The sequence below is a fragment of the Bacillus sp. S4 genome (genome assembly GCF_040838205.1).
GTDB lineage: Bacteria > Bacillota > Bacilli > Bacillales > Bacillaceae_G > Bacillus_A > Bacillus_A cereus_U.
This window is the reverse complement of record NZ_JBFPJI010000192.1, coordinates 1-6,384: the sequence shown is the minus strand read 5'-3', so window position 1 is coordinate 6,384 and position 6,384 is coordinate 1. Positions and strand designations below refer to the sequence as shown.

Below are 6,384 nucleotides of genomic sequence, written 5' to 3'. Positions count from 1 at the left end.
ATTATAAATATAACCAAAGAAAAGGCATTAGCTCATAAGAGCTAATGCCTTTTCTTGATTCATGCTGTTAAACGTTCCATTCTTCGATATTCCATATTTTCGTTATCCATGCTTCATAGAAAGATGGCTCATGTGAAACAATTAAAACCGTACCTTTATATTGTTTTAACGATTCCTGTAAAGCCGTCTTAGTCTCTGTATCCAAATGGTTAGTTGGTTCATCTAAAATTAAAACATTGCTTTTAGTTACGATAAGTTCGCATAATCGTACTTTTGTTTGTTCTCCTCCACTTAATAACTGAATAGGTTTTAATACATGTTCTTCTTTCAATCCGCACTTTGCTAATACTTGTCGGATTTCTTTTCTTGTCATGTCTGGTCTTCCTGCCCATACTCTCTCTAGTGCAGTTATTTCTGAGGAAAATTCCTCTTGTGCAAAATAAGCGGGTTTTACTCTTTCCCCAACAGAAACTGAACCGCTTAACGGTTTTATTTGTCCTAGTAATGTTTTTAACATTGTTGTTTTTCCAATCCCATTATGACCAATAATTGCAATCTTTTCCCCTTTTTTCACTTGAAAATCCAATTCTGGAAATAACGGTTCACCATAACCAATTTTTAGTTTCTCTACCTGTAATATACGACTCACTGGCTCAGTATAAACATTAAAATCAAAACGAGCACGAGATACATCGTTAACCTTTTCAACCTTTTGCATTTTCTCTAATACTTTTTCACGACTTTTCGCTTGTTTCGCTTTACGAATTTTATTTTTTTGAATAAAACTCTCTAAATGTGCAATTTCCTTTTGCTGTTTCGTATATGCTGCTTGTAATTGTTTCTTTTGCAGTTCATAATTACGCAGAAAACTCTTATAATCACCTACATAGCGATTAATTGCACGCTCCTCTAGATGATAAATAACATTCGTAATATTGTTCAAAAATATTTCATCATGCGAAATGATAATATAAGCTTTTTCATACATTCGTAAATATGATTGCAACCATTCTATATGTGCTGTATCTAAATAGTTAGTTGGCTCATCTAATAATAAAACATCCGCTTTTTCTAAAAGGAGTTTCCCAAGTAACAACTTTGTCCGCTGACCACCACTTAACTTTGAAACATCCTTTTCCAATCCTATTTCAAACAAGCCTAAGCCGGTTGCTACTTCCTCAATTTTTGTATGAATTTGATAAAAATTAGAATTCTCCAATATAGTTTGTAACTCTCCATACCTTACTAACAATTTTCCTACTTCTCCTGCTCCAGCCATCTCTTCTGTAAGTTTTAACATGTCACGTTCCAACTCATACAGGTTAGAAAACGCACTTTGCATGTATTCTTCAATTGTTATGCCTTCTTGTAAATCTATATGCTGTTGTAAAAAGCCAATCTTCACATGTGGAAACCATTCAATGTTTCCCTCATCATGTATAAGTTCTCCTGTTAATAAGCGTAATAATGTGGATTTTCCAATTCCATTTTTCCCTACTAGCCCAACATGTTCGCCCTTTAATAATCGAAAGCACGCATTATATAAAATGGTTTTCTCACCATATGAATGACTTACATTTTCTACTGTTAATATACTCATTTTTTTCTCTCCTTTTCTTATGATCCATAAGCTAAATAGAGAGAACAACAGTATAAAGCCTTATTTAGTTATACATATAAAAATGGGTAAGGTGAATACACCTTACCCATTACATATTATCGTAAGAAAGGATTAAGGTTCTTTACCTGCTGTCTTCAATTTAGCTTAATCTTTAAAAATGGGCAGACTTCTCCCGTATCAAGCTAAAACCATTTGAAGAACAGTTGATAAAGTCATTTTATCCTTTCACTCCTTTAACATTTGTTATATTAAGAGTATAAACCACTCTGTTATATTCTATTCTCTACTTTTTCTTTTGTTCCTTCTTCCAATTTATCTGATGTTAATGAATCCACTATTTCCCCTATAGATTTCATCTTTTTCCTCCTATATAAAAAAGCCTCTTAACAGCAATTATACCAAAAACTGTTAAAAGACTTTCTCTATTTTTTCATATAAGGAGCTAATACTCTTAAAATTTCTTCCTTATCCTTCTTTAACTCAAGAGATGTTAACATATCCATCGTTCGCGGCCTAAGTAATTTCACTTGTACCTCTCCAACAATCGATGCCGGTCTTTGAGATAAAATAAATACGCGATCAGAAAGCAAAATTGCTTCATCTAAGTCATGTGTAACCATAACAATTGTCTGCTTTTCTTGATGCCAAGAATTTAAGAGCCAACTATGTACTTCCATTTTTGTAAATGCATCTAATTTTCCAAAAGGCTCATCAAGTAGCATAATTGGCTTTTCACATAAATATGTGCGAAGGAAACTAATTCTTTGACGCATTCCACCTGATAACTCATCTGGATAATGGTCTGCATATTCATCTAGTTCAAACTGTTTTAATGCTTCCATTCCTTCTGTCAGCCTTTGTTTTTTAGGCTTTCCTTCGATTTCCAATGGAAGAACAATATTTTGTAAAGCCGATCGCCACGGTAGTAATAAATCTTGTTGCGGCATATAACTAACAACATCTTGTTTTTTTACATACTCCTCGTTATAAAACACTTCTCCACTCGTTGGCTCTTCAACACTCGCAATCATATTTAACAATGTGCTTTTCCCACAACCACTCGGACCTACAAAAGAGACAAACTCTCCCTCTTGTATAGAAGCACTAATATTTTCTAATACATTCTTTCCATCGAAAGCTTTTACAATATCTTTTATTTGTAATCCACTCATTTTTCACTTGGAAGGAATTCATTTGTAAAGGCATCTTTTACATCAATTTTCTTTTTAATAACTTTGTTGTCATATAAGAAATTCATGTAATTTGTCCAAATCTCTTCCTTCTGTACTCCCCACGCTTTTGCATCATCTTGATACTTTGTACTTAACCACTTTTGGCTCTCTTGTACTAATTCTTTATTCACATCTGGAACAGCTTTAATTAAAATATCCGCCGCTTCTTTCGGTTCTTTAATTGCAAAATCATAACCTTCTGTCGTTGCAGTCATGAACTTTTTCACAAAATCTTTATCTTGCTTCGTATGTTTTTCACTTGTAATAATAACAGGACTATAGAAATCGAGCGCTGGATCTAAGTCTTTCACCATAATTGCATTTAACTCTTTTCCTTGACGCTTCGCTTCAATTCCATCCCATCCGTAATAAATCCATTCAAAGTCTGCATCGCGGCCAATTGATTTGAAGAAGTCTGTTTGTCCAAGAATAATTTTTTCGACTTTATTAAAATCAGCTTGATGTTTATCCATAATTGTCTTTAACGTCGCCTCTTCCGCTGGTCCTCCCCAGCCGCCGTAACGTTTACCTTCAAAATCTTTTGGTGACATCATATTATCTTTTTTAAGTGATGCAAAAGCTGAAGTATTATGCTGAATAATCGCTCCTACAGATACAACAGGAATACCTTCAACACGAGCTAACGTTACATTTTCTTGTGCACTTATTGCAAAATCAGCTTTTCCTGAAGCTATCATTTGTTCCGCTGTAACATTATCACCTGGTTGAATAATTTCTACATCTAATCCTTGTTTTTTATAATAATCTTTCGTCTTCGCTACGTATAAACCAGTATGGTTTGTATTCGGGAACCAATCTAAAACGACTTTCACTTTCTTTTCTTTGCTTGTATCCTCTTCTTTCTTCGCCGTATTACATCCGGCAACACCAACTGCTAGTAATGCAGCTAACATAATTTTTAAACCTTTTTTCATTTTCTGCCGCCCTTTCTGTATATCCATGGTGCTGTTATTCTTGCCATAAATTCAACAATAAAGTACAGGAATAATGTCACCATGACGATAATCGCTGCAACACCAAATACTCGAGCTGTTAAAAAGGATTTTGTCGCTCTTGTGAGCATAACCCCTAATCCTTCACTCGCTCCAAGCCATTCCCCAATAATCGCTCCCATCACACTATATGTAACAGCAATTTTTAAACCTGAGAAAAAGTACGGGAGCACTGCTGGAAATTTTACTTTCTGATAAATTTGCCACTTTGTCGCCTTCATCGTTTGTAACAACTTCAGCATATTTTTATCTACCGTTTGGAACCCTTCTAAAATACTAAGCGCAATTGGGAAGAAACAAACAAGAATAACAACCATTACTTTTGGCAACATTCCGTATCCAAACCAAATAATAAATAATGGTGCAAGCACAACGATTGGAATTGTTTGCGAAATAACGAGCAACGGATTCATTAAAATCCGAAATAAAGGGATGACATCCATAATGATAGCAATACTCGTCCCAAGTAAAATTGCAAAAAACAACCCAATTATTACTTCCTGTAACGTTTGCACTGTATTCGGTAATAGTAAATCTTTCATTCCAATTAACTCTTGCACAATTGCAGACGGCTTCGGTAAAATCCACGGCTCAATTTTAAATAATGAAACAGATCCTTCCCATATAGCAATGAGAAGGATAAGCCAAATTGTTGTGATTATTTTAGATCGCTTCTGGTTTTGCATATTCATCACGGTACTTCCAAACTTTTTCGTCAATCGTTACGCCCGTACTTGGACGATAGTGAATTTTAATAGAAGTAATCACTTCTTCTGCTCCAGCATCGACGCAAGCTTGTTGCGCACGTTTTATGACGTCAAGAAGTACATCTAACTCTCCTTCCAACGTTGTTTCCATTGCCCCTACTTCATAACGAACTCCCGACTGTTGTACAACTTCAATTGCTTTATCAACAACGGAATACACATCTTTGTTCTTCGCTTGTGGTACTACTGAAAATGAAATTGTAACTTGTTGTGACATAATAAAATCCCCCTTACAAAATATGGTTTCAAAAAAAGAAAAGGCTTTCCTACCATGTAGGAAAGCCTTGTATATAAGTTATTCTATAATAACTTATGCTACATCACTTTAAAGTAACTCCCTACGCTGGCATTATCCAGATCAGGTTGAGGGTCGATGTATACTTACATCCTCTCAGCCAATTGGCTCCCCGGTTCTTAATTCGTTTTCATTGTAGCATGATTTATTTTATTGAACAAACAAAAGCGTACATATCATTTCATTATTTTTGGAAAATATCCAACTTCTTCACCATGAGCTAATAATTGCTGAATAAATTCTTTATTAATCGCTGGCACTACCAGTTCTTTTTTCTTAATCCATTCATTCGTTCTACGAGTACCCATTACAATTTCAGATTGCTGTGCTCCATCTCCTGCAACTTGAGAAGCAATTAGCTCTGCTATTACTTCATCTTCCTTGGATTGATCCATCGCTAATTCTATCGGAATACCAATTGGACAAACTTTCATATTGTCATTTAATATCCAAACTTTATAATTATCCGCTGGCTTCCCAATTGGAATACTAGCAAATTTATCATTTAACTCCGCTGGAATTGGATAAGTAGTTGTTGTAATTGTGCATTCTGTCGGACCATATGCATTATTCAATTGAACATGAGTACCAATTCTCTCCCGCCATAATTTCACTACTTCAGCAGTAAGCATTTCTCCACCAACTGCAATTCTCTTTAATGAATCCAACTTATATTTACTTTCATCTGGAAGGTATATTGCTACTTGTTGTAAGAAAATTGTAGCTAATCCTAAAATAGATGTTGCCTTTTCTTTATAAATTGCATTTGCAAAAGCATCGACTGAAAGTCTTTGCTCATCTAATAAAACATATACATTTCCACCACAGAATAATGAAGCAAATAACTCCCAAATAGACGCATCAAAACTAAATGATGGAAACTGTGCAAAAACATCTTCTTCAGTTAATCCATAATGTCTTTGCATCCATGTACATAAATTAACTACTCCGCGGTGCGTTAACATTGTTCCTTTCGGATTTCCTGTAGAACCTGATGTGTAAATCATATATGCAATATCATCAAGATGAATTGATGAGCATACATCCGCATTTGGAAATTTATCAATATCGTAAAGAGACAACTCTTGCATACCTTCATACGGAATTTTCGTTTCCTTCGTTAAAACTAATTTAGATTGACTATCTTCAATAATATCCTGCACACGGTTTGCAGGATAATCTGGATCGATTGGTATATAGGAAGCGCCTGTTTTTAAAATTGCTAATAAACTTACTACCGTATCAATACTTCGCTTCATAAAGATACCGACAGAATCGCCTTGTTTCACTCCATTATGTAATAACATATGAGCGATTTGGTTACTTTTTTTATTTAGTTGTTCATATGTTAATGTTCCTTCTAACGAAGATAAAGCTATACAATTTGAAAACTTCCTTACTGTTTCATAAAACATATCGGAAATACTCTTATTCGGATATGGTACTTCTATATGAT

The 6,384-nt window shown here is 34.6% G+C and carries 5 protein-coding genes, 1 pseudogene and 1 riboswitch; all 6 genes and pseudogenes read right to left on the bottom strand.

Features of this window, described 5'->3' with window-relative positions; genetic code table 11:
* Positions 1-67: 67 nt before the first annotated feature.
* Positions 68-1,600 (bottom strand): ABC-F family ATP-binding cassette domain-containing protein, encoded by a 1,533-nt coding sequence (locus tag AB3X48_RS15905; protein ID WP_256416097.1) that lies wholly within the window; start codon positions 1,598-1,600, stop codon positions 68-70.
* Between the two features lie 443 nt (positions 1,601-2,043).
* A complete protein-coding gene (locus tag AB3X48_RS15900) occupies positions 2,044-2,793 on the bottom strand; it encodes an ABC transporter ATP-binding protein (RefSeq protein ID WP_002159430.1) in 750 nt (249 codons plus the stop codon).
* Entirely contained in the window at positions 2,790-3,788 is a 999-nt protein-coding gene (locus AB3X48_RS15895; protein WP_016103433.1) for an ABC transporter substrate-binding protein, read from the bottom strand. Before AB3X48_RS15895 ends, AB3X48_RS15900 begins: the two co-directional genes overlap by 4 nt.
* Complete coding sequence (locus AB3X48_RS15890; RefSeq protein WP_002113653.1) at positions 3,785-4,558, bottom strand: ABC transporter permease; 774 nt, start codon at positions 4,556-4,558, stop codon at positions 3,785-3,787. The genes AB3X48_RS15895 and AB3X48_RS15890 overlap by 4 nt, the downstream gene beginning before the upstream one ends.
* Positions 4,530-4,850 (bottom strand): MTH1187 family thiamine-binding protein, encoded by a 321-nt coding sequence (locus tag AB3X48_RS15885; RefSeq protein WP_000082898.1) that lies wholly within the window; start codon positions 4,848-4,850, stop codon positions 4,530-4,532. The genes AB3X48_RS15890 and AB3X48_RS15885 overlap by 29 nt, the downstream gene beginning before the upstream one ends.
* A 101-nt stretch (positions 4,851-4,951) precedes the next feature.
* A riboswitch (TPP riboswitch) is annotated at positions 4,952-5,053 on the bottom strand.
* A gap of 264 nt (positions 5,054-5,317) precedes the next feature.
* Positions 5,318-6,384, bottom strand: a pseudogene (locus AB3X48_RS15880) (AMP-binding protein); the annotation flags it as partial.

What these genes read in the sequence shown, in the direction of transcription:
- AB3X48_RS15905 (WP_256416097.1), bottom strand. Translation starts at nt 1,600, where the DNA reads ATGAGTATATTAACAGTAGAAAATGTAAGTCATTCATATGGTGAGAAA.
- AB3X48_RS15900 (WP_002159430.1), bottom strand. Translation starts at nt 2,793, where the DNA reads ATGAGTGGATTACAAATAAAAGATATTGTAAAAGCTTTCGATGGAAAG.
- AB3X48_RS15895 (WP_016103433.1), bottom strand. Translation starts at nt 3,788, where the DNA reads ATGAAAAAAGGTTTAAAAATTATGTTAGCTGCATTACTAGCAGTTGGT.
- AB3X48_RS15890 (WP_002113653.1), bottom strand. Translation starts at nt 4,558, where the DNA reads ATGAATATGCAAAACCAGAAGCGATCTAAAATAATCACAACAATTTGG.
- AB3X48_RS15885 (WP_000082898.1), bottom strand. Translation starts at nt 4,850, where the DNA reads ATGTCACAACAAGTTACAATTTCATTTTCAGTAGTACCACAAGCGAAG.